Below are 22,999 nucleotides of genomic sequence, written 5' to 3'. Positions count from 1 at the left end.
CGCTCCTACCAGATAGAGGCACACCTTGACGAGATACTCAACCGCGCCATGACTTCGGGCGGACTGAGCGTCAGGTATCAGCCCATACGGTCGGTGAGCGAGGGGCGGTTCGTTTCGGCGGAAGCCGTCATCGCCCTTTCCGACGAGGTGTACGGCGACATCGACTCGGAGCTGCTGATAACGGCGGCGGAGGAGCGCGGTCTGAGCGTCTGTCTCGGCAGCCGCGTGCTCGAAGAGGTGTTCGGGTTCGCAGGGAGCGAGACCTTCAGGAGGACGGGACTTTCGCAGATATACGTGGGGCTGTCGGTCACCCAGTGTATGCGAATGGAGCTGACCGATATAATCTGGAATCTCCGCGAACGCTCGATGACTGCGCCCCAGCACATCGCGTTCATTATAAGGGAATCCTCATACGAGAACATGAGCCGTGTGTTCAACGAGAACCTGAAAAAGCTGTCCGCGCAGGGCTACACCCTTGTGCTGGATGGTTTCGGACACGGCTACTCGAACGTCCAGCGGCTGCTGGATATGCCTGTCAGGGTGGCGAGGCTCGATAAGAACATCGTGCGTTCGGCAGGTTCGGGCGGCGGCAGAGCGATACTTCGCGGCATGATAGAGATGGTGAAGGACATCCCCCTCGAAGTGATGGCGCAGGGCGCCGACGATGAAGATACCGCAAATATGCTCTCGGAAATGGACTGCGGTCTGATACAGGGGCAGTTCTATTCGGGGCCGCTCACGAAGGATGAGCTTGAAGAAATAACAGTAGGTCACAGACATAACGACTGACCTGAAAGGATGAAATAAATGGCTGAAAGAATACTTGACTGGGACAAATATATCGAAAAGGCTGCCGAGGTCTGCGCAGACGGCATCGTAATGCTAAAAAACGACAACGGCGCACTGCCTGTTTCGCGGGATGATACCATCGCGGTGTTCGGGCGCATACAGCTCGATTACTACAAGAGCGGAACGGGTTCGGGCGGCATGGTGAATGTTTCAAAGGTGACGGGTGTCATCGACGGGCTCGAAGAACTCGGCGCGAAGCTCGACACCGAGCTTCTTGAGACCTACCGCAGCTGGACGGCAGAGAATCCCTTCGAGCTGGGTGAGAGCTGGGGCGGCGAGCCCTGGTCGCAGAAGGAGATGCCCCTGACCGACGAGCTTGTGAGCGCCGCCGCTTCGCGTTCGGATACGGCGGTGGTCATCATCGGGCGCACGGCAGGCGAGGAACAGGACAACACCGCCGACGAAGGTTCGTTCCTGCTGTCGCAGGGGGAGCGGGATATGCTCGCCGCCGTGAGAAAGCACTTCAGGACCATGACTGTTCTGCTCAACGTGGGCAATACTATAGATATGAGCTTTGTGGACGACTACAGCCCCGACGCGGTGCTGTACATCTGGCAGGGCGGCATGACGGGCGGACTCGGCGCGGCGAAGGTCATCCTCGGCGACGTTTCCCCAAGCGGCAGACTGCCCGACACCATCGCATATTCCATCACCGACCACCCGTCCGACAGATTCTTCTACGGCAGGGAACGGGACGTCTACGGCGAGGACATCTTCGTGGGCTACCGCTACTTCGAGACCTTCGCGAAGGACATGGTGCGCTATCCCTTCGGTTACGGGCTGTCCTACACCGATTTCGCGGTGAAGGCTTCGGGCAGCTTCGACGAAGCCGAGGGTATCGTCACCATCACCGCCGAGGTCACGAACAGGGGCAGTTTCGGTGGCAAGCATTCGGTGCTCGTCTACTGCGCCGCGCCGCAGGGCAGTCTCGGCAAGCCCGCCAAGGTGCTGTGCGGCTTTGACAAGACGGCGACCCTCGCCCCCGACGAGAGCGAGACCCTTACTATTATAATACCCGTCAGTGCCTTCGCGTCCTATGACGACAGCGGCGCTTCGGGACACCACTATGCGTGGCTGCTCGAAAAGGGCTGCTATCGGTTCTATGTGGGCGGCGACGTTCGCAGTGCGCCCGAAGTGTTCGAGTTCGAGATCTTTGAGGACGTTGTGACGGAACAACTGAAACAGGCGCTCGCACCTGTCACGGGATTCGAGAGGATGGTGGGCGGCGGTGACGAGCCGCGCTTTGAAGCCGTACCCCTCTCGCAGATCGACGAGACTGCCGAGCGTGAAGCCGCCCTTCCCGACGAGATAACGCCGACCGAAGGCAGTCTCACCCTCGCGGACGCGGTGAACGGCAGCTGCACCCTCGACGAGTTCGTGGCACAGCTTTCGGACGACGACCTCTGCTGTCTTGTCCGCGGCGAGGGTATGTGCTCACCGAAGGTCACCCCCGGTACTGCGGCGGCTTTCGGCGGCGTGTCCGAGAGCCTTTCGGGGAAAGGAGTACCCTGCGGATGCTGTTCCGACGGCCCTTCGGGAATGAGACTCGACTGCGGCACAAAGGCGTTCAGCCTGCCGAACGGAACGCTCATAGCTTCCACCTTCGACAGGAAGCTCACCGAGGAGCTGTTCGGGTTCACGGGTCTTGAGATGACGGCGAACAATGTTGACTGCCTGCTCGGCCCGGGAATGAACATCCACCGTCACCCCCTCAACGGCAGGAACTTCGAGTACTTCTCCGAGGATCCGTTCCTCACGGGGCATATCGCCGCCGCCGAGCTGAAAGGTCTGCACGGCGCAGGCGTCGAGGGCACGATAAAGCATTTCTGCGCCAACAATCAGGAGACGAACCGCCGCATCATCGACAGTGCGGTCTCCGAGAGAGCCCTTCGGGAGATATATCTGCGGGGCTTCGAGATAGCCGTCAGGGAAGGCGGCGCACGCTCGATAATGACCACCTACGGACAGGTGAACGGTCTCTGGACGGCAGGCAGCTTCGGGCTGAACACCTCGATACTCCGCGGCGAGTGGGGCTTCGACGGGTTCGTCATGACCGACTGGTGGGCTGACATCAACCGCCGCGGCTGCGCTCCCGACAAGCAGGATCTGGCGGCGATGGTCTCGGCGCAGAACGATGTTTATATGGTATGCGCCGACAGCGAACACAACCCCGATAACCTGAAGGCGTCCCTTGCGGACGGCAGTCTGAAACGCTGCGAACTTCAGCGCTCGGCGAAGAACATCCTGAGTTTCCTCATGACCACCCACGCGATGGAGCGGATGACGGGGACAGGCGACACCGTGAAGGTGATAAACAAGCCCGACGACGGCGGCAGCGAGAACGTGGGCAACGAGGTCTTCGACCTCGACGGAAAGGCGGTCATCGACCTGACCTCGGTAAAGACGGGCAGGAACAGCGAGTACTCCTTCACCTTCGACGTGCGGAAAACGGGTATGCACAGGTTCACCCTCACGGCAAGCTCGAAGTCGAGCAAGACCGCACAGATGAACGTCACCATCTACAGTCTCGGAACGGCGGTCGCCACATTCACATATAATGGTACTGACGGCGAACCCGTGTCGTTCACTTCGGGGGACGTTCCGCTCTTCTCGCGGTATTCGATAATAAGGCTGCATTTCAGTCTCGGCGGTCTTGACCTCATCAGTCTTGAAGCTGAAAATGTTCAGCCGTTCTGATAAAAACAAAATGTTAATAATATCTGCTGGAATTCCGCTGATGCTCTGTGCTATAATAAAAAGGTATGGAGCAGGCGGATGACCTGCTGACGGCTTGTACACAACAGGAGGTGAACAGAGTGACTAACGGCGACAGTTCAGGGTCAAACGGACGACCGCGAAGATGTTTTATCACAGCGAACAGGGCTCGTTACGTCACCTTATTTGTTGTGATATGATATTTTTGCGCCCGTATCGTCAGACCTTCGATACGGGATTTTTGTGCCCATTTGTCCCTCACGCCAATTGAGAGATCAATGAAACGGAGGACTAACCAATGGAAAACAAGGAGATCACAGCTTCTGAGGGAATGGCTGTAAAGCCCGCCTACACCGAGGAGCTGACAAGTATCATCAGGAGCAACGACACCCCCAAGTCGATAATGAACAGGCTTGAGGATTATCACGGAAGCGATATCGCCGATGTTATCGGGACGCTCACCGTGCAGGAGCGCAAGAAATTCTACCGCGTGTGCGGTACGGAGATGCTTGCGGATATTTTCGAGTACTTCGACGAGGACGAGGCAGGCGGATACCTCAACGAGATGGAGATACGCAAGGCGGCGGCTGTAGTCGAGAAGCTCGACACCGACACCGCTGTGGAGATACTCCGATGTATCGGCAAGGATAAGCGCACCGTCATTATCGACCTGCTTTCGGCGGATATCAAAAAGGAGATACAGCTGATAGCATCCTTCGACGAGGACGAGATAGGAAGCCGTATGACCACCAACTGCATCATCATCCGCGAGGGTATGACCATAAAGCAGTCGATGAACGAGCTTATCCGTCAGGCGGAGGAGAACGACAATATCACTACGCTGTTCGTGGTGGATGAGGATAATGAGTTCTGCGGAGCGGTAGACCTGAAGGATCTTATAACCGCACGCAGCGGCAGACCCCTCGATGAGCTTGTGGTGGCTTCGTTCCCGTATGTCTACGCGAACGAGCAGACGGCTGACTGTATCGAGAAGCTGAAGGACTATTCGGAGAGCATCATACCCGTGCTGGACGATTCAAACAAACTGCTCGGAGTCATCACATCGCAGAACATCATCGAGGCTGTCGATGACGAGATGGGCGACGACTACGCGAAGTTCGCAGGTCTGACCTCGGAGGAAGACCTGAACGAGACCACGAAGCAGAGCATGAAAAAGCGTATGCCGTGGCTGCTGGTACTTCTCGGGCTTGGCATCGTGGTGTCATCGGTGGTAGGCGCCTTCGAGAAGGTGGTGGCGCAGCTGACGCTCATCATGGCGTTCCAGTCGCTGATACTCGACATGGCGGGTAACGTCGGCACCCAGTCGCTGGCGGTGACGATACGTGTGCTCACCGACGAGAACCTGTCGTTCAAGCAGAAGGGCAGACTGGTGTCGAAGGAGATGCGGGTCGGACTCTGCAACGGACTGCTGCTGGGGAGCATATCATTCGTGCTGATAGGGCTGTATATCATGCTGTTCAAGCATCGGACGGCGCTGTTTTCGTTTGCGGTGTCGGGCTGCATCGGGCTTTCGCTGATGATAGCCATGCTCATATCGAGCGCGGTGGGCACGCTGATACCGCTCTTCTTTAAAAAGATAAAGGTAGACCCTGCGGTAGCGTCGGGGCCGCTGATAACTACGGTCAATGACCTTGTGGCGGTGGTCTCGTACTACGGGATGAGCTGGGTACTGCTGCTGAATGTATTGCATCTGGCATAAAAATAGCACTGATACTGAACGTATCAGTGCTATTTTGTTTTATCTTTTTAGTAATTCGGCTGTTTTTTTTTGTTTCCGTGGCGTAATAATTTCGCATAGTGTTTTATAAAAACTGTTCACAGTTGTGCAACCTCAACAAATTTCTATATTATCTTCAAAAAAATTCAAAAAACCCTTGCAATTTTGAAAAGCCTGTGCTATAATGTTAAACATAAGGAATACAGAAAGTTAACACTTAATGAATTCCAAGAAACGCCTTCAAAATTCTATGTCGTGTCTATATTATATAAATGATTTAGTCAAACCGATATGGAAATATTTGAAAGCAAAGGCGTTACAATTCGGTTAACAAGCGAGCCAATGTGGGATGATTATCCACTTTGAGTCCGCTAAAAATTTTCATTTCTATACAAGGAGGAAATTACAATGACTAAAAACACTATGAAACGCACACTGGCAGGTTTGACCGCAGTACTCAGCCTTGCAGGCTCCGTTCCCGCATCAGTGATCGCAAACGCACAGGACCTTGAATTAGGTCAGCTGATTCAGAATACGCAGGAAGAAAACGTTCAGCTTGAAGACTTTGAGTGGGCAAGTGATTATTCCACTGCTACCGCAAAGTTCAGCGACGGTTCTTCTATCACTACAGCAGCTACTAAGACGATCCTCGTGGATGGTCCCTGCGATGAAGGAAGAAAAGTACAGTATTCTGTAACCATTAGTTACAAGGGTATTACTGTAGATAAGACCCAGGTCGTAGATTTTACCGAGCATAACTGGGAATTAGTAGAATGGCACTGGCTCCAGAATAACATCGCAGTAGCTACCGTTAAGTGCAGCGAGTGCGGCGAAGAAAAGGGTGTCGTTGCTGTTATCACTACTGAGATCGTTGAAGCGACCTGCGAAGAGCCCGGTTCTGTAACCACTGTTGCAACCGCTACTATCGATGGTCAGGAATTCATCGACAAGAAGACCAGCATCACCGAGCCGATAGGTCATGAGTGGGTAGATGCTTCTCAGTATTCATATACCTGGGTACAGGATGAGAAGGGCAACTATACAGGCTGTACTGCAAAGCGTGCTTGTAAGCATGACGCAAGCCACGTTGACAGCTGCGAAGCTGAGTTAAGCTATGAAGTTATCCTTGCGCCTACTATCAAGAATAAGGGCGTCGGCAGATATACCGCTAAGTTCTCCGACAGCGTATTTGAGACTCAGTATAAGACTGTAGAGATCGCTGCTGAGAATCCTAAGTATGCTGCAGCAGTTTACACCTGGTCTGATGACAATTCCCAGTGTACCGCTTTCGCTGACTGCTTAAATGGTACTGACGAGGATGATATCATTGAAGTTGTAGATACTACTTCTGAAGTGACCCTTGATCCTACCTGCACCGAAAAGGGTAAGACAACTTATACAGCAGAGTTCACGAACAATCTGTTCACAACTAAGACCAAGGAAGTTGATAACATCGACGCTCTCGGTCACGACTACGGCGAGCCTAATTGGGATTGGGATGAGGATGAAGACGGCAATCCCGTTGCGACTGCAATCTTCACCTGCAGCCGCGGCGACAGCGTAGTTGAAGTAGAAGATAATAATGTTACTGTTCTGGTTACCAAGAAGCCGACTTGCGAAGCAGAGGGTCAGACAGTTTACACTGCTGAGGTTACATTCGGCGGCAAGACGTACAACGACACCAAGATCGTTACTACCGATCCGATCGGCCACAACTGGAAGGCACAGTTCTTCTGGGGCGACGACAATACCGCTGTTGCACTTATTTCCTGCACAAACTGCGGTGAGTGCGAGGCTCGTGTTGCTGATATCAAGGTCACCAGAGTAGAACCTACCTGCACCTCTGAAGGCAAGATCACCTACACCGCTTATGCATACGTTGGCGACGAGGAGTTCTCCGACGAGGTATCCTATAAGATCGAGAAGCTGCCTCATGAGTACGGCGAAGCTCAGTACACATGGACTAAGGACGAAGAGAATGACACCTACACCTGCAAGGCAGTTCTCGGCTGCATACACTGTGACGATGAGATCACTGAAGATGGTAAGGTATCTTACGAAGTAAAGGTTGAGCCGACCGTTTCCTCCAAGGGCGTTGGCGTATACACCGCTACATTCGATAACGAAGTATTCACCACTTCTACTTATGAAGTTGCTATCGCTACCATCAAGGCTAACTACGGCGATCCCGTATACGAGTGGTCTGAGGACTACAGCACCTGCACCGCTACCAGAAAGTGCCTGAACGGTACTGCTGCTGACGATATCGTTGAGAAGGCTGACGCTACTTCCGAGATCACCAGAGAAGCTACCTGCGGCGCTAAGGGTCAGATAACCTATACCGCAGTATTCAAGGACACCGATGACTTCGAGGTTCAGACCAAGACTGTTGACAATATCGACACTCTGCCTCACACCATGGGCGAGCCTATCTGGAGCTGGGTACAGAACGGCAGAACTTACACCGCAACTGTTAAGACCATCTGCTCCGTATGCGGCGACGTTGAGACTTATCCTTCTGAAGTTACCTCGTCTCTCGCAGGCGGTATCGTAACCTACACTGCTACCGCTACTATCGACGGCACTGTTTACACCTCTACTCTGAACGTATCCGCACAGCTGGTTTACAAGAACCCTGTTGTTACTTACGAGAAGGGCGACGAGTGCGTTAAGCTGAAGTGGAACGAAGTTGATGGCGCTGAGTCTTATGCAGTATTCGGCTACATCAGCGGCAAGTGGCAGTCTCTTGCACAGGGCAACACCACCTCTTACGTTCTGAAAAACCTCACTCCCGGTCAGGAGTACAAGGTTGCTGTAATCGCAAGATTCAACGGCGTATGGAACACCAGCGATATGTCTAACGCTATCACTGTAACTCCTAACGCTACTTCCAATAAGTATCCGACAGCTACTGCACAGGTACAGGGCAGCGCATTCAAGCTCGACTGGACCGCAGTTCCGAACGCTCAGGCTTATGCAATTGGTTACTACACCGCCGGTAAGTGGAGGGTTCTGCAGCAGGTTAGCGGAACTACCACCACCTTCGTTAAGACCAAGGTTCCCGCAGGTTCTTACAAGGTAGTAGTAGTTGCTAAGGTAGGCGGCAACTGGGATACTTCCAACCTCAACCAGAGAGCTACCACTGTTACTATCAAGTAATGAGATCCACTTAAAGATCTATAATGACTGACTGACTGGTCGGCAGTTTCTTCGGAGACTGCCGACCTTTCTTATCAGCGGAAAAAGCACCGCTGCCGATTGACTTTGTCACGACAGTTTGTTATAATAATGGTAACATCCGCGGTTTTGCACAGGACAGGAGGATACAGTATGAAGCTGCTGATAGCCGAAGATGAAATGGCGCTCAATGAAGTCATCACCAAGAAGCTCAGACAGGAGGGCTTCGGGGTGGACAGCTGTTCCGACGGCGGCGAAGCCCTCGAACGGCTGCTCTACACCGACTACGACCTTGCAGTGCTCGATATCATGATGCCCGTACTCAGCGGTACACAGGTGGTCTCGAAACTTCGGGCTGAGGGGAAGAACACGCCCGTCATTTTCCTGACGGCGAAGGATACCGTCAGCGACAGGGTGACAGGGCTGAACATCGGCGCGAACGACTATATCGTCAAGCCGTTTTCCTTTGATGAACTCATCGCACGGATCATGGCGGTGATGCGGACGGTCTCGGGAAACGTGTCGAACAGGATAACCCTCGGGGAGCTGTGCCTCGACACGGGGAGCCACATCATCACGCTCGGCGGCAGCGAGATAACCCTCACGGGAAAGGAGTACGACCTGCTTGAGTACCTGATGATGAACAAGGGGCATATCCTCAGCAAGGCGAAGATACTGAGCCATGTGTGGGGATACGACTACGAGGGCGGCGACAAGATCGTTGAGGTCTACATGAACTATCTCCGCAAGAAGATCGATGCAGGCAGGGAGAAAAAGCTCATACACACTGTCAGGGGCATCGGCTACGTCATGAAGGAGGAAGCATGAAGCGCGTCTCGATAAAACTGAAGCTGTCGCTGTGGTTTACGCTGATACTGACGGTCATCTGCGTTATCATGCTCCTGCTGATGCTCGGCATCTACCACAGGACCGACAGGGAACTGCTGATGCAGACGCTGACCAGCACCGTTGACAAGACCGCCTCGAAGCTGCGAACCGACAGAAGGTTTCAGAAGGACGTCATGGACGGCAGGCTCGATGACGGCGATTTTTACGAAGAGGACGTACAGATCATGATCCTTGACGAGCACGGCAGGCATATCGCAGGGCTGTTTCTCTACGAGGAGCTGGACGAAAAAACGCTTGCAGGGACGGGAAAAGCTGTTCGGGTGGAGCTCGACGGCAAGGGGTTCTACTGCTGTGACAAGCGCGTTCACGTCATCCACAGCGACGATCTTTATGTCCGCGGTCTGATCGCGGCGGAGGACGATCTCCCCGGGAGCCTGATGAGCCACAGCAGGATACTCATCGCGATGCCGCTTTTGCTGGCGCTGGCGTTCGGGGGCGGGTATCTTATCACGGGGCGGCTTCTGCGTCCCGTCAGGAGCATCCGCAAGACCGCCGAGGAGATACGGGTCAGCGGCGACCTTGCCAAACGCATCGAAACGAACGGCAGTGGCGACGAGCTTGACGAGCTCTCGCAGACGATCAACGCCATGTTCGACAAGCTGGAGAATGATTTCGACGCGCAGAAGCAGTTCACCTCAAACGCGTCTCACGAGCTTCGGACGCCCGTTTCGGTGATACTCGCCCAGTGCGAATACGGCTTCGACCACGCGGACAACGCCGAGGAACTGCTGGAGGTCATCACTTCCGTGCAGGAGCAGGGGTACAGGATGTCGGGGCTGATACGTTCGCTGCTGATGTTCACGAGGATAGAGCAGGGTACGGAGCGCTACCCGAAAGCCGAGACCGACCTGTCGGAGCTGGTGCGTTCGGTCTGCGCCGATATGCGGATAATCGCCGACAAGAACATAACCGTCAGCGAGGAACTTGCGCCCGTGACCGCCTGCGTCAACCGTGAGATGTTCACACTGCTGACCGTCAACCTGATACAGAACGCGGTGCGCTACGGAAAGGAAAACGGCAGCGTGAGGGTGAAGCTGAGCGGCGATGACGAAACTGCGGTGCTTTCGGTGGAGGACGACGGTATCGGCATCGCGGCGGAAGACCTGCCGCACATCTGGGAGCGGTTTTACCGTTCGGACAGGTCGCGCAGCTCGAAGGGGCTCGGTCTCGGGCTCGCACTCGTGAAGCAGATAGCGGGATTCCACGGCGGAACGGCTGAAGCCGAGAGCCGCGAGGGGGTCGGCAGCCGCTTTACGGTGACTATAAGAAAAAATTGAAAGTTATGTGAAAATGCTTTTTTCTAACCTGTTTCTAACTTTGGTATTGTATACTTTAGTTGCAGGGAAGAAAAAAGCATTTTTGTTATCGGGGGGCGATACCATGACTTTCAGGAAAATAGCACTGATACCTGCGTATAAACCTTGCAAAGAACTCATCGGGACGGTCAGAGAGCTGCACTCCTGCGGCTTCGAGATCGTGGTGGTGAACGACGGCAGCGGCGAGGAGTTTTCGCCCGTGTTCCGCACTGTGGAAGACTTTGCTTCGGTCGTCGTACACGATGTCAACCGCGGCAAGGGCGAGGCGCTCAAAACGGGCATGGCTCATATCAGATCGAATTTCGAGCCGCCCTATATCGTCGTGACCGCGGACGCGGACGGTCAGCACAAGACCGAGGATATAATCCGCACCTGCGAGAAAGCCGCACAGTGCCCCGACTCCCTCGTGCTCGGCAGCAGGCGTTTCGACAAGGACGTCCCCCTGCGGAGCAGATTCGGCAACTCGGTCACGCGGACGGTTTACCGCCTGACTTCGGGCGTGAAGATTTACGACACACAGACGGGTCTTCGGGCGTTCAGCGACAGGCTCATCGGCGAGATGCTGTCGGTCACGGGCAGCCGCTACGAGTACGAGATGAACGTCCTCATGGAGATGCCGAGACGCAGCATACCCATCCGTGAGGTCACGATACAGACCGTCTACCTCGACGGCAACTCCTCCTCCCACTTCAACACCGTGAAGGATTCCTTCCGCATCTACAGGGAGATTTTCAGGTACTCGGCGTCCTCCTTCATCAGCTTCGTCGCGGACTACGGGCTGTTCTGCCTGCTGTCGGTGCTGACGGGGTCGGCGGTGGTCTCGAACATCGCGGCGAGGGTTTGCAGCAGCGTGCTGAACTTCAACCTGAACCGTAAATTCGTGTTCCGTTCGGAAGGCAGAGTCGGGACTTCGGCGGTGAAATATTTCACCCTCGCCGCCGTGATACTCGCGCTAAACACGCTGATACTGAAAACACTGTCCGCCGTCGGGGTCAACACCTACGCGGCGAAACTCGTGACCGAGACGGTGCTGTTTCTGTTCAGCTACATCATCCAGCACACATTCGTTTTCAGAAAGGAGCGTGCATCCGCATGAAGAAATATCTCTGGGCAGGCTGTTTCGGACTTGCGCTGACCGCGTTCACGGCGTATATCTCGCTGGACACCTTCGTGCTGAGGAGCACCTATCAGACTAACGCCGACACGATAAATACCACTATGTTTGAATCGCTGAAGGAGAGCGCCGACGCTTCGCAGGGGATGACTGAGGAAAATTCCGCCGACAGCGAACTTACCGCCGCAGATGGCGGCACCTCCGACGATGAGACCCGCGACACGGTGACGAACGGCCGTCAGAGATCCTCGGACGGTCAGTCGAACAGCAGGAGACACAGCCGCAGTACCGCGGCCGATGACGAGGACGACAGCAGTCCGGAGACCTCGGCGGCTGAGACCGAGACCGAAACTGTCTCTTCGGACAGCAGTTATCGGGACGAAAACATCAGCATCACCCTGACGGAATACTATCAGAACGACACGAAGATATACGTCGCAGACGTTCAGCTGACCTCGGCTGAGTATCTCAAGACTGCTTTTGCGGACGATACCTACGGCAAGAACGTCACCGACAAGACCTCTTCCATAGCGGCATCGAATAACGCCATTCTTGCGGTGAACGGCGACTACTACGGCGCTCGTGAGCGGGGCTATGTGATACGAAACGGCGTCGTTTACCGCGACACCCCGAGTGATTCCGACCTGCTGTGCATCTATGCCAACGGCACGATGAAGGTCATGAGCCAGAGCGAGTACACGGCTGACGAGCTGGTCGGTCAGGGCGTTTGGCAGGCGCTCGCGTTCGGTCCGGGGCTTGTGGAGAACGGCAGCGTGACCGTCTCGGAGAACGATGAGGTCGGCAAAGCGATGGCGAGCAATCCCCGCACCGCCATCGGCATCGTGTCGGAGAACCACTATCTGTTCGTGGTGTCCGACGGCAGAACGAGCGAGAGCGCGGGTCTGTCGCTGTATCAGCTGGCGCAGTTCATGAAGTCCCTCGGCGCCGAGACAGCCTACAACCTCGACGGCGGCGGTTCCTCGACCATGTACTTCAACGGTCAGGTGATAAACAACCCCACGACCAGCGGCAGGATAAAGGAAAGGGGAGTGAGCGACATTGTATACATCGGATAAGAGTGCGCTGAAAAACTGCATCGGGCATATCTGCGTATCGCTGTTTCTGGCACTGTTCGGAGCGATATACGAGAGGTACAGCCACGAGGTCTACTCGTATTATATGATATATGCGTTCGCGATACCGCTGTTGTTCGGTGCGCTGCCTTTCGGCATAGCGGCGCTGAAAAACGCCGTCCCCTCACGCGCGGTGATAAACCTATGGAACTCCGCCATAGCCGCGTTCTCGGTGGGGAGCCTCTTCAAAGGCGTTCTCGACATATACGGCTCGACCAACCGCCTCCTGACCGTCTACCCGATAGTCGGAGCATCAATGGCAGCCGCCGCAGCCGCCGCCTTCGCCATCGGAAAACTAAAACGCACCAAAACTCCCTCGCCCAAATAAAAACAAAACCGGCAAAGACAGTCTTGCCGGTTTTTGTTGCGTGCTGTTTTCTTTTGGGAAACCCGTAGCCAGCCTACTGACCAAGTTTTTTGGCGGATTCTTTTTCTATGAGTTCGCCGCTGATGGTGAGGGTGACGGGTTTGGTGTCGGGGGTCTCGAAGCGGTCGGTGATGAGTTTTACTGCCGAGGCCGCCATTTGTTTGGAGTCAACGTTTATGGTGGTTATGGCGGGGCGGCAGACCTCTGATATGAGGTAGTTGTCGTAGCCCACGACGGAGACGTCATCGGGCACCGAGAGCCCCTTTGCCTCCAGCTGTCTTATAGCGTGGTAAGCCGCCTCGTCGCAGTTGCAGACGAAGGCAGTCGGCAGTTTCTCGGGGAACGCTATCTCGATGAAATCGCGGTCGCAGCGGTCGTCGAGCGTCCATTCGGGGCGCACGGTGAGCCCGTTTTCGAGCATCGCCTTCATGTAGCCCATATAGCGGTCGAAGATGCTCGAAGTCGCTTTGACCGTGCCGATGAAGCCGATGTCTTTGTGACCCATTCTGATGAGATACGAAGCCAGTTCGTAGCCGCCGCCGTAGCCGTTGGTGATGACCGAATCGAGCCCCGAATCCGCGAGATAGTAGTCAAGCAGCAGAAGCGGCGAGATGCGCTTTTTGAGTTCGGCGACATACTCTGCGTTCAGCTGTCCGAGGGAGATAAGTGCGCTGACCTTTGCTTCGGTGATGAGCTGAGGCATCACGAGCTCGTCCTCATTTTTCTGCGGGAGCATTTCGATAAGGCAGAAATAGTTCTGCTCGCCGAGCTTGCCCACCAGGTCGTTGTAGAGCGCCCAGTAGAACGAACCGTTCGGCTGCATGAACTTCTCTGGGATGATAACGCCCACCATGCGGTTGTTTTTGTCCGCAGTTTCGGAGCGCACGGGAACGTAGCCCATCTGCTGAGCAGTCTCCTTTATGCGGCGGCGGAGCTCATCACTCATGCCCTTCTTGTCAGCGAGAGCTTTCGAGACGGTGACGGTGCTCGTTCCGCACGCTTTAGCTATATCGTTAAGTGTGACCTGCTTGCTCATTTGTACCTCCGAAGCGTTTTTTTTACGTACTGCACCGCAATATCTGTGCAGTCATGCCTTTATTTAATTTTATCTCTTTTCCCTCGTTTTGTCAAGTGCTTTTTGTATAATTGAGGTTAATTTTGTTCTGTTCGGAAGATTAATTTATTCTGACGAATCCTCGGGAATGTGGGTCGCCTGTATAAAAAAATGTCAAATATTGTGAAATTGTTGCCAAATATTGCGGTATTTGGTGCCTGTTGATTGACATACTTTTTAAGCTGTGGTATAATTTAAATGCAGAATCTTTAGGAGGTTGATCGACCATGAGAGGAAAATTGTTAAAAAAGGTCTCCGCCTGTGCCCTGTGCGCGGCTTTGACCTGCTCATCCCTGCCGAGCGCAGTATATGCGGTCACGGCTGACACAAACGCAAACGTAAAGTTCGCATCTTCCGCAAAGTTCGCATCTTCGGGCAGCGGTGCGTTCTCGACCGACTTTGAGGACGGCGATGTTTCGATGTTCTCGAAGCGCGGTGACAGCGATACTTCTGTCATCAAGGCGGTAACGGACGATAATGCGCCGAGCGGCAAGACGGTAATGTCCGTATCGGGACGCAGCAAAAGCTGGAACGGCCCTTCGTTCGCGCTGAACGGCGTGCTCGAACCGAACGTGAAGTATGACATCTCGGTGAAGGTAAAGGCGGCGTGGTACAACACCGTTTGCATCTCGCTCCAGCACACCCCGGGCGGTTCAAATGAACCGCAGTACACCAACCTTGTGAAGGGCATCTCGCAGGGCGATTATGTTGAGCTGAACGCCAGCTTCTCATACGGCTCCGAGGAGAAGGATGTCTCCGTCTATATCGAAACATGGGGCGATGCCAACGACCTCTGGATAGATGACTTCACTATCTCCGCTTCCCCGAACAATATGGACCCCGATGCGCCTTCGCTCAAGAACGTGTACGGCGATATGTTCAAGTTCGGAACCGCCACCACTGTTTCCGAACTGGCTCCCGACTCGACCAAGGAGCTCATCTGCAAGCACTTCAACAGCCTTACCGCAGGTAACGAGCTCAAGCCCGAGAGCGTTCTCGACAGAGCCGCCAGCGTGGCACTTGCTGAAAAAGGCGACGATGAGAACCCGCAGGTATCCCTTGAGACCGCAAAGCCCATCCTTGAATTCGCACGCAAGAACCATATCCCCATGAGAGGTCACGTTCTTGTCTGGCACCAGCAGACTCCTATCTGGTTCTTCAAGGAAAACTACGACCCCGACGGCGAATGGGTATCCAAGGAAAAGATGCTCAGACGTATGGAGAACTACATCAAGAACGTATTTGAGGCTATCGAGAAGGATTACTCCGACATCGACTTCTATGCGTGGGACGTTGTGAACGAGTGCCTTGACGATTCAGGCGCACCCAGAAAGCCGGGCTTCCCCAGCGATTCAAACACTCAGGTATCTCCGTGGGTGCAGATCTTCGGCGACAACTCCTTCATCAAGCCCGCATTCGAGTTCGCGAAGAAGTACGCTCCCGCAGGATGCAAGCTCTACTACAACGACTACAACGAGTATATGCAGAAGAGCACCGCGATCGTTGACCTCTGCGCGGAGATCAACTCCGACGGTCACTATATCGACGGTATCGGTATGCAGTCGCACCTCAACGCCACCAACAACGGCGGTGCTGATCCGTTCCCGAGCGTGGCTACCTACAGAAAGGCTCTCGAAAAGTTCAGCAAGACGGGTCTCGACATTCAGGTGACCGAGCTCGACGTGACTGTCAACGACAAGAAGTTCGATCTTCAGGCGCAGTATTACAGCGACATCATGGACGCTATCGTTGAGTACAAGGACTACATTTCCGCAGTTGTCGTATGGGGCACCACCGATGACCTCAGCTGGAGAGCCGACCGCGATCCGCTCCTTTTCAACAGCGATTACTCCGTAAAGCCCTGCTTCGAGTCTATCGTTGACGGCATCGAGTACACCGAGCCTGTTGAGTCCGCTATACTGTACGGCGATGCAAACTGCGACAATGTTGTTGATATGGCTGACGTTCTGCTGATAATGCAGTCAGTTCAGGCTCCCGACAAGTACACCATCAGCGATCAGGGCAAGCTCGCAGCCGATGTTGACGGCAAGGCAGGTCTCACCGCTGACGATGCGGCAGCTGTTCAGAAGTATCTGATCGGAACCGTAAATAAGCTCCCGCTCTGACCTGTGCAAACACTGATCTGATAAAAGAATCCCCCCGAAGCGTTAAGATGACCGCTTCGGGGGGATAGTTTTGTGCCGAACTTGTAAGCCGATATGATCGGTGCTCTGATTTCCGCAGATCCGTGATAATCGGCTGAGCGAAAGTATTTATATGCGGCGGTCCGTATGGAAAATTTCAACCATATCGAAAACCTGTAACATGGTATCGATAACCGATAACAGGTAATCAGGTGTTTGACTATTTGAAAATGATGGTGTATAATGTACCCGTAAGTTGGATGACTTACCAAAAAAATACACAAGAAAAGGGATAACGACATGAACAAAGCAGTAAAAATCATACTCTGTATCATAGGTGCGGTGATCGTGCTTATCGGCGGGTTCTGCTTGTGGTGGTACAGGGGAGTTGATCTTGAGAAAAGGTACAAGGGCGTGTTCGACAAGGCGTTCGACGGCAGCTACAACATGACGGTAACAGACAGCGGCACCTATTCCGCCCCGACCGCTCTTATCAAGCTGCCCGAAAGGTACAAGGATTACGACGTGCAGTACTTCGACAAGGACGGCAACGAAAGACACTTCATGATATCGAGCAGGATCGGTCTTGCAGGCACACCGCGTGAAATACTAAGCGTCGCGTTCAACCGCAGCAGATATTTTGATATGTTCTTAAAAGAGCAGCTTGAATCGCAGTCGTCGCAAATATTCTTAGATCAGATCTCCGGGAAGCTCCCCGGGTATTTCGGTGATACTGTCGAGCCGAATGCCAAGAACTATATGGATCATTGCCGCAGATACAATGGAGAAGGCGTTGATTTTTCCGTTGTCGCAATTGATGAGACCTGCTTTGTGCTGTATGACAAGGCGATCAACTCCATAGTTTTCCCTAAGGAGTGCAGGGAAGATATAAGCAGGTCGGTCTCGCCCGATACCTGCCTCGAACTGTCAAAGCAGGATATCAGCAGCTATGCCAACAATAAGAACGCATATCTTAGTGTGACTGTTAAACTCACTGATACTGATACGATCGGCAAGGCAGAGGATTATAAGGACAAAACGGAGAAATTCATTTTGGATTACCGCGCACTTTCGGATTTTGGCGGTAACTGTCTGTACAGAATTATTAAGAACACAGACCCCGATGACGACAGCAATAATGAACTTCTGTACAGTGAAGAAATTCTTCTCGGCGAAAAGTCAGATGCCGAAGAGTATATTACGGCACTAAAGAAAACGATCAAACTCTGAAATATAAATAACTGAAAAAGGAAGGATAAACTATGAAAACGGGAATCAAGGTACTTATCGGCGCGGCGGCTGTGGCGGCGGTCGTTTCGGGAGTAGGTATAGCAAAAATACACAAGGGTGTGGATATCGGTACGGAGTACACTGAACTGCTCGATGCGGCGTTCGACGGGAACTACACCATCACCCTTGAAGACAGCGGCACATATTTCAGCAACAGCCGTTCCCTCATCAGGATACCTGTCAAATACCACTCCTACACCGTGGAATACACCGATGTTGACGGCAAAAAAAGAGAATTAAGGCTTTCCGATAAAGACTTCGTAGATACGGGAAACAGACGTCTCATCGACTGCGTTCTGAAGCGCGATGATTTTGCCGACAACGAGGTCGAGTTTGAGCTTCAGCTTGAATCGGATAAACTGTTCAAGGAGCAGATGAGCGAGCTGATACCGCAGTATTTCGGTGATGACCTCAAAAAGGGCGACATGATAAACAATGTTTACACCGCTGACGGCTATGAGATCGATATCATCCCGACAGGTCTCGGGACTGATCTGGCGGTTCGCCGCAGCAGCGACAGCACGTTCTACTTTACGGATAGCGCCAGATCGCTGCTCACAAGCTACGTTTCGCCTGACAGCTGCAACGTGCTCGCAAAGCAGGACATCAAGAGCTATGCCAACACCAAGACCTCGGCATTCGAGATCGAGATAGTCATAACCGATGAGAAGAACGCCGACAGCGAAGATCTGAAGAACAAGGCCGAAGCACTGCTTGCCGACTATGCCGCACTTTCGGACTTCGGCGGCAACTACGGCTGCGTCATCGGCACCAAGGAAAATCCGGGTTTAGGCATCTTCGACGAGGTGCTGTTTGAAAAGTACGTCTTTGACGGAAAAGAGGTTGAAGGTGGCTATGTTGACTTTTATGACGAGCTCAAAAATATCAATGGTATCGACTTGAAATAATGCACAAGTCCGATACCGATTCGGACGAATAGCAGAAAGGCCTGACCTCACGCGGTCGGGTCTTTTTTATGTCAGAATGGATCCGTCACTCGGGTCAGTCCGTGTTTTTCCGACAAATACCTGTCGGGAAGCAGGATGATAGTGGACAAAATGAATGTGTTTTGTGTAATATTTTTATATATGTTGACATCATCATAAAAGTGTGATATAATGATAATTGTTAAAAGCTCAAACAAATACTGACCTATACTAAGGAGGCAAATTGCAATGAATCATCGTATCGGCCGAAAAGCCGCCGCAGGCATACTGTGTCTGGGGCTCGTCTGCCAGAATGCAGGGCTTATCCCTGTTTCAGCGGCTTCTGGAACTGTGACCATCAACGAGGTCTGCTCGAAAAACACGACCATAGCCGCACCCGACGGCAACTTCTACGACTGGGTAGAGCTGTACAACGCAGGCGACTCTGTTGTTGACCTGTCGGGCTGGGGACTTTCCGACAAGGCGACAAAGCCTTTCAAGTTCAAGATACCCGACGGCACTAAGATCGGTGCGAAGTCATATCTTGTCATCTACTGTGACAGCACGGCAGGGGCGGCGGACACTTCTATCGCGCCCTTCGGAATGTCGGGTTCGGGCGAGACTCTCACTCTCTCCGATGCAAACGGCAACGCCGCTGATACCCTGACTTTCGGTTCGATAGCTTCCGATACTTCCTACGGACAGTATCCCGACGGCAGCGGCAATTTCTTTGACCTCGCCTGCACCCCGGGCAACGCAAATGCTGCTCCCGAGGGTTCGGCGGCTGTGGCTGTTCCCGAGTTCACTCTTGAGAGCGGTTACTACAATGCGGGTGAGACTGTTTCGATACAGGTACCTGCGGGCACGACGGTCTATTATACCACCGACGGCACCGTGCCAACGGCATCTTCGCAGAAGTACACAGCGCCCTTTACCCTCAGCGACGTGTCCTCCAACGCAAACAAACTCAGCGCCGAGAGAAATATCTCCACATACGGCTACAATCCCCCCTCTTCGCCTGTTGACAAAGCGAACATCATCCGCGCAGTCGCAGTCGATGCGTCGGGCAGAGTGAGCGATGTCATAACCCGAACATATTTCGTCGGCAAGACTAATTCGGGCTACTACAAGGATATGAAGGTCGTTTCCATCGTTACCGACCCCGATAATCTTTTCAATTATGACACGGGCATCTACGTTCTGGGCAGGCACTATGATGAGGACAATACCTCCACAGGCATTCCGGGCTGGGGCGGCCCGGGAGGATTCGGCTTCAAGCAGGCATGGGAGATGGAAGCGAACTACACCCAGTCGGGCAGGGAGTGGGAGCGTCCTGCTGCCATGACCGTTTTCGACAAGGGTGAGAAGGTCATTGACCAGAACGTGGGCATACGCATCAAGGGCGGCGCTTCGCGTCACAACGCCCAGAAGAGCTTCAATATCTATGCAAGACTTGACTACGGCGCTCCCGAAATGACCTACGATTTCTTTGACGGGACTTCCGTTAAGGCAAAGAACGGCAAGACTGTCAAGAGCTACACCAAGATCTCTCTCCGCGACGGCGGCAACGATAACAACAACGCTATCTTCCGTGATTCGCTCAACCAGAGCCTTGTAGCTGACCGTGACTGCGGTCATCAGGCTATGAGCGAGTGCATCGTCTTCATCGACGGCGAATTCTGGGGCATCTATCAGATATGCGAAAAGCTGGACAACGCTTACATAAGCGACCACTACGGCGTCAAGAAGAGCGATGTGGCTATGATAAAGGAAGGCGAGGTCGAGGAAGGTTCGGACGCCGATCTTCAGGACTGGAATGCCCTCTTGCAGGGTGCCGCGAACGGCAGTCTCAGCTACGAACAGATCTGCGAAAAGATAGATATTCAGAGCTTTATGGACTATTTCGCCGCACAGATCTACTGGTCTAATCAGGACTGGCCGAAGCGCAACATAGCTTCGTGGCGCTCGAATACCATCGACAGTTCTAATCCCTATGCGGACGGCAAGTGGCGCATGATCTTCTTTGATACCGAGTACGGTCAGGGTCTCTACAACAGCCAGAACACTACCGCGAATTACGATAATTTCACCCGTCTGGCACAGGATGATAACGACGTGAGCAAGATGTTCACGGCTCTGCTCAAAAACGATCAGTTCGCCAAAGACTTCGCCCGTACCATGATGGATCTTGCAAACTACAACTTCCGACCCGACAGGGTAGCGGAGAAGGCGAAGTACTATTCCGACAATTTCAGTCAGCAGGCAGCCGATACCTTCAAGCGTTTCGGTTCGAGCAATAACGCCCAGTCGTATCTGAACCAGTGGAACACCATCGTGAACTTCTACAGACAGCGCTTTGATCCCCTCGAGAGGACCATGCGTCAGGCGATAAAGCTCTCCGCCGAACCTGCGACCCTCACCGTAGAGAACAGCAGCGATTCGGGCGAGATACAGCTCAACACCCTGAAGCTCGGCGCGATAGACAGCTGGTCGGGCAAGTATCACAAGGATTACGACCTCACTCTGACAGCCGCACCCAAGGAAGGCGCTGCCTTCGACCACTGGGAGATCAGCGGTGCTCAGCTGACAGGCGGCACAAAGAATTCCGAAACGATAACTGTAAAGATCACAAGCTCGGGCGCCACTGTCAAGGCTGTTTACGGCGGACAGAACCAAAAGATCGATTATCCCACAAACATCAAGGTGAATTACGATACGCAGAATCATCGTGTACAGCTTATCTGGGACAAGGTAGAGGGCGCTGACAAGTACTGCGTAGGTGTTTACCAGGCAGGCAAGTGGAGGATCCTGAATTCCAACCTTACTACCAACAGCTATGTAAGTCCCAAGAACCTGACTCCCGGCAAGCAGTACAAGGTCGCTGTTGCCGCAAGAGTCAACGGTAATTGGAATACCACCGATCCTATCAAGAATGCTGTGACTGTAACGATCAAGTGATCCGCAGATCCACTGTACCGTAAAGAATTAAGATCACAGCGATAAACAAACTCATAACGCAAAAAATATCAGCGCAGGCTTGAACGGCTTGCGCTGTTTTTTTGCGTTATGAGCGGATCGTCAGTCGCCGACTTTCTGAACCAGAAGATCGTATGTGCCGTCGGCGTTTTCGGTGAGTTTGAGGATCTTGTGACCCTCTTCCTTGATACTTCTCGGCACGTTCTGAACGGGTTCGCCGTCGTTCATCCTGATCCGGAGTATCTGACCGTCGTCAAGCTCCTCAAGTGCGATCTTTGCCTTCACAAAGGTCGTGGGGCAGACAACGTCGGTGATATCCACCTTGTCGTCGATCTTAATGTCTCCCATTTTCGTCACTCTCCTTTTTTATGCGTTGTTGTAAGCGTCAAGAATATACTCGCGGAATTTGTCGGCACCGACACGGTCGATCGTGAATCTGAAACGCTCGCTCGGGTTGGCGTTGTCGTTGAAGAAGCTGATCGCCGCGTCACATACTGCCATGAGCTTATCGTGATCGTCGATAAATGGCAGGATGGTCTCACCCGTGCTGATGCTGTTGCCGAACAGCCCTCCGAAGCTGACGATATACCCGTGTACGGTATCCCAAGCTTCGGTCGGGCAGGACTTGAAGCATCTGCCGCAGAAATTGCACTTCGACTCGTCGAGAACGATCTTCCCGTCCTCCTGGGTGAGGGCACCGTTTCTGCACGCCTTTACGCACACTCCGCAGTTGATGCAGTCAGCCTCACGCCATGCGACCCTGATGCCGCCCTTGATGCCGAGATCGTTCTCTTCGGCTTTCAGGCAGTTGTTCTGACAGCCCGTGATACCGAACTTGAACTTGTGGGGGAGCTCTCTTGCGAAGTATCTGTCGTCAAGCTCCTTTGCGAGCGAATAGGTGTCGATACAGCCGCTCGGACAGATCTCGCTGCCCTGACAGGCGGTGACTGTGCGCACTCTGGGGCCGCAGACACCCGGCTCGACGCCGCCTTCCGCAAGCGCCGCCTTCACCTCGCTGATATCGTCCAGCTTGACGAACGGTATCTCAACGCTCTGGCGCGAGGTCAGATGAACGTGACCGTCACCGTATTTCTTTGCCACATCCGCGATGACCGCGAGCTGTTCGGCGGTGACATTTCCGCCCACCACCCGAAGCCTCAGCGAGAAGTTGTTCTTCTGCTTCTGGCGCATAAAGCCGCCCTTTTTTAACGATGCGTAATCTACTGCCATT

At 53.5% G+C, this 22,999-nt stretch carries 16 protein-coding genes; 13 read left to right on the top strand and 3 right to left on the bottom strand.

What is annotated here, in order from left to right; all coding sequences use genetic code 11:
- Window positions 1–12: 12 nt before the first annotated feature.
- From BT142_RS03400 to BT142_RS03360, 9 genes are all read left to right on the top strand, one after another.
- Complete coding sequence (locus BT142_RS03400) at window positions 13–789, top strand: EAL domain-containing protein (protein WP_347497631.1); 777 nt, start codon at window positions 13–15, stop codon at window positions 787–789.
- Window positions 790–807: 18 nt separating this feature from the next.
- Entirely contained in the window at window positions 808–3,546 is a 2,739-nt protein-coding gene (locus BT142_RS03395) for a glycoside hydrolase family 3 protein (RefSeq protein ID WP_072416803.1), read from the top strand.
- Window positions 3,547–3,862: 316 nt separating this feature from the next.
- A complete protein-coding gene (gene mgtE, locus BT142_RS03390) occupies window positions 3,863–5,284 on the top strand; it encodes a magnesium transporter (protein ID WP_242871907.1) in 1,422 nt (473 codons plus the stop codon).
- A 426-nt stretch (window positions 5,285–5,710) separates the two neighbouring features.
- Window positions 5,711–8,461: a fibronectin type III domain-containing protein gene (locus BT142_RS03385; protein WP_072416802.1), complete on the top strand. Its 2,751-nt coding sequence runs from the start codon at window positions 5,711–5,713 to the stop codon at window positions 8,459–8,461.
- Window positions 8,462–8,632: 171 nt separating this feature from the next.
- Window positions 8,633–9,307 carry a response regulator transcription factor gene (locus tag BT142_RS03380; protein ID WP_072416801.1) on the top strand — a complete coding sequence of 225 codons (675 nt, stop codon included), beginning with the start codon at window positions 8,633–8,635 and terminating at the stop codon, window positions 9,305–9,307.
- A complete protein-coding gene (locus BT142_RS03375) occupies window positions 9,304–10,665 on the top strand; it encodes a sensor histidine kinase (protein WP_072416800.1) in 1,362 nt (453 codons plus the stop codon). Before BT142_RS03380 ends, BT142_RS03375 begins: the two co-directional genes overlap by 4 nt.
- A 103-nt stretch (window positions 10,666–10,768) precedes the next feature.
- Window positions 10,769–11,800, top strand: coding sequence for a bifunctional glycosyltransferase family 2/GtrA family protein (locus BT142_RS03370; protein WP_072416799.1), 1,032 nt, complete (start codon window positions 10,769–10,771; stop codon window positions 11,798–11,800).
- Window positions 11,797–12,894, top strand: coding sequence for a phosphodiester glycosidase family protein (locus tag BT142_RS03365; protein WP_072416798.1), 1,098 nt, complete (start codon window positions 11,797–11,799; stop codon window positions 12,892–12,894). Before BT142_RS03370 ends, BT142_RS03365 begins: the two co-directional genes overlap by 4 nt.
- On the top strand, window positions 12,878–13,279 hold the full coding sequence (locus tag BT142_RS03360) for a hypothetical protein (protein WP_084659308.1): 402 nt from the start codon (window positions 12,878–12,880) through the stop codon (window positions 13,277–13,279). Before BT142_RS03365 ends, BT142_RS03360 begins: the two co-directional genes overlap by 17 nt.
- A 73-nt stretch (window positions 13,280–13,352) precedes the next feature.
- Here BT142_RS03360 and BT142_RS03355 read toward each other — a convergent pair whose 3' ends face one another.
- Window positions 13,353–14,354 carry a LacI family DNA-binding transcriptional regulator gene (locus tag BT142_RS03355; protein ID WP_072416797.1) on the bottom strand — a complete coding sequence of 334 codons (1,002 nt, stop codon included), beginning with the start codon at window positions 14,352–14,354 and terminating at the stop codon, window positions 13,353–13,355.
- 305 nt (window positions 14,355–14,659) lie between these two features.
- On the opposite strand from BT142_RS03355, the gene BT142_RS03350 reads away from it, so the two are divergent.
- From BT142_RS03350 to BT142_RS03335, 4 genes are all read left to right on the top strand, one after another.
- Window positions 14,660–16,558 (top strand): endo-1,4-beta-xylanase, encoded by a 1,899-nt coding sequence (locus tag BT142_RS03350; RefSeq protein WP_072416796.1) that lies wholly within the window; start codon window positions 14,660–14,662, stop codon window positions 16,556–16,558.
- Window positions 16,559–16,876: 318 nt separating this feature from the next.
- The gene (locus BT142_RS03345) at window positions 16,877–17,806 is read left to right on the top strand and encodes a hypothetical protein (RefSeq protein ID WP_072416795.1); all 930 of its coding nucleotides are present in this window, start codon (window positions 16,877–16,879) and stop codon (window positions 17,804–17,806) included.
- Between the two features lie 32 nt (window positions 17,807–17,838).
- The gene (locus BT142_RS03340) at window positions 17,839–18,774 is read left to right on the top strand and encodes a hypothetical protein (RefSeq protein WP_072416794.1); all 936 of its coding nucleotides are present in this window, start codon (window positions 17,839–17,841) and stop codon (window positions 18,772–18,774) included.
- A 267-nt stretch (window positions 18,775–19,041) separates the two neighbouring features.
- Window positions 19,042–21,750 (top strand): CotH kinase family protein, encoded by a 2,709-nt coding sequence (locus tag BT142_RS03335; RefSeq protein WP_072416793.1) that lies wholly within the window; start codon window positions 19,042–19,044, stop codon window positions 21,748–21,750.
- Window positions 21,751–21,870: 120 nt separating this feature from the next.
- On the opposite strand, the gene BT142_RS03330 is transcribed toward BT142_RS03335, so the two are convergent.
- Window positions 21,871–22,116, bottom strand: coding sequence for a sulfurtransferase TusA family protein (locus tag BT142_RS03330; protein WP_072416792.1), 246 nt, complete (start codon window positions 22,114–22,116; stop codon window positions 21,871–21,873).
- Between the two features lie 18 nt (window positions 22,117–22,134).
- Window positions 22,135–22,998: a 4Fe-4S binding protein gene (locus tag BT142_RS03325; RefSeq protein ID WP_072416791.1), complete on the bottom strand. Its 864-nt coding sequence runs from the start codon at window positions 22,996–22,998 to the stop codon at window positions 22,135–22,137.
- Window position 22,999: the final 1 nt, after the last annotated feature.

The organism is Ruminococcus sp. YE71, assembly GCF_900119155.1.
In the GTDB taxonomy this organism is placed as follows: domain Bacteria; phylum Bacillota; class Clostridia; order Oscillospirales; family Ruminococcaceae; genus YE71.
Note: the sequence above shows the minus strand (reverse complement) of the source record. Positions and strands in the feature narration are given on the sequence as shown.

What these genes read in the sequence shown, in the direction of transcription:
- mgtE (WP_242871907.1), top strand. Translation starts at nt 3,863, where the DNA reads ATGGAAAACAAGGAGATCACAGCTTCTGAGGGAATGGCTGTAAAGCCC.
- BT142_RS03335 (WP_072416793.1), top strand. Translation starts at nt 19,042, where the DNA reads ATGAATCATCGTATCGGCCGAAAAGCCGCCGCAGGCATACTGTGTCTG.
- BT142_RS03330 (WP_072416792.1), bottom strand. Translation starts at nt 22,116, where the DNA reads ATGGGAGACATTAAGATCGACGACAAGGTGGATATCACCGACGTTGTC.
- BT142_RS03365 (WP_072416798.1), top strand. Translation starts at nt 11,797, where the DNA reads ATGAAGAAATATCTCTGGGCAGGCTGTTTCGGACTTGCGCTGACCGCG.
- BT142_RS03355 (WP_072416797.1), bottom strand. Translation starts at nt 14,354, where the DNA reads ATGAGCAAGCAGGTCACACTTAACGATATAGCTAAAGCGTGCGGAACG.
- BT142_RS03385 (WP_072416802.1), top strand. Translation starts at nt 5,711, where the DNA reads ATGACTAAAAACACTATGAAACGCACACTGGCAGGTTTGACCGCAGTA.
- BT142_RS03395 (WP_072416803.1), top strand. Translation starts at nt 808, where the DNA reads ATGGCTGAAAGAATACTTGACTGGGACAAATATATCGAAAAGGCTGCC.
- BT142_RS03350 (WP_072416796.1), top strand. Translation starts at nt 14,660, where the DNA reads ATGAGAGGAAAATTGTTAAAAAAGGTCTCCGCCTGTGCCCTGTGCGCG.
- BT142_RS03340 (WP_072416794.1), top strand. Translation starts at nt 17,839, where the DNA reads ATGAAAACGGGAATCAAGGTACTTATCGGCGCGGCGGCTGTGGCGGCG.
- BT142_RS03325 (WP_072416791.1), bottom strand. Translation starts at nt 22,998, where the DNA reads ATGGCAGTAGATTACGCATCGTTAAAAAAGGGCGGCTTTATGCGCCAG.
- BT142_RS03345 (WP_072416795.1), top strand. Translation starts at nt 16,877, where the DNA reads ATGAACAAAGCAGTAAAAATCATACTCTGTATCATAGGTGCGGTGATC.
- BT142_RS03375 (WP_072416800.1), top strand. Translation starts at nt 9,304, where the DNA reads ATGAAGCGCGTCTCGATAAAACTGAAGCTGTCGCTGTGGTTTACGCTG.
- BT142_RS03370 (WP_072416799.1), top strand. Translation starts at nt 10,769, where the DNA reads ATGACTTTCAGGAAAATAGCACTGATACCTGCGTATAAACCTTGCAAA.
- BT142_RS03380 (WP_072416801.1), top strand. Translation starts at nt 8,633, where the DNA reads ATGAAGCTGCTGATAGCCGAAGATGAAATGGCGCTCAATGAAGTCATC.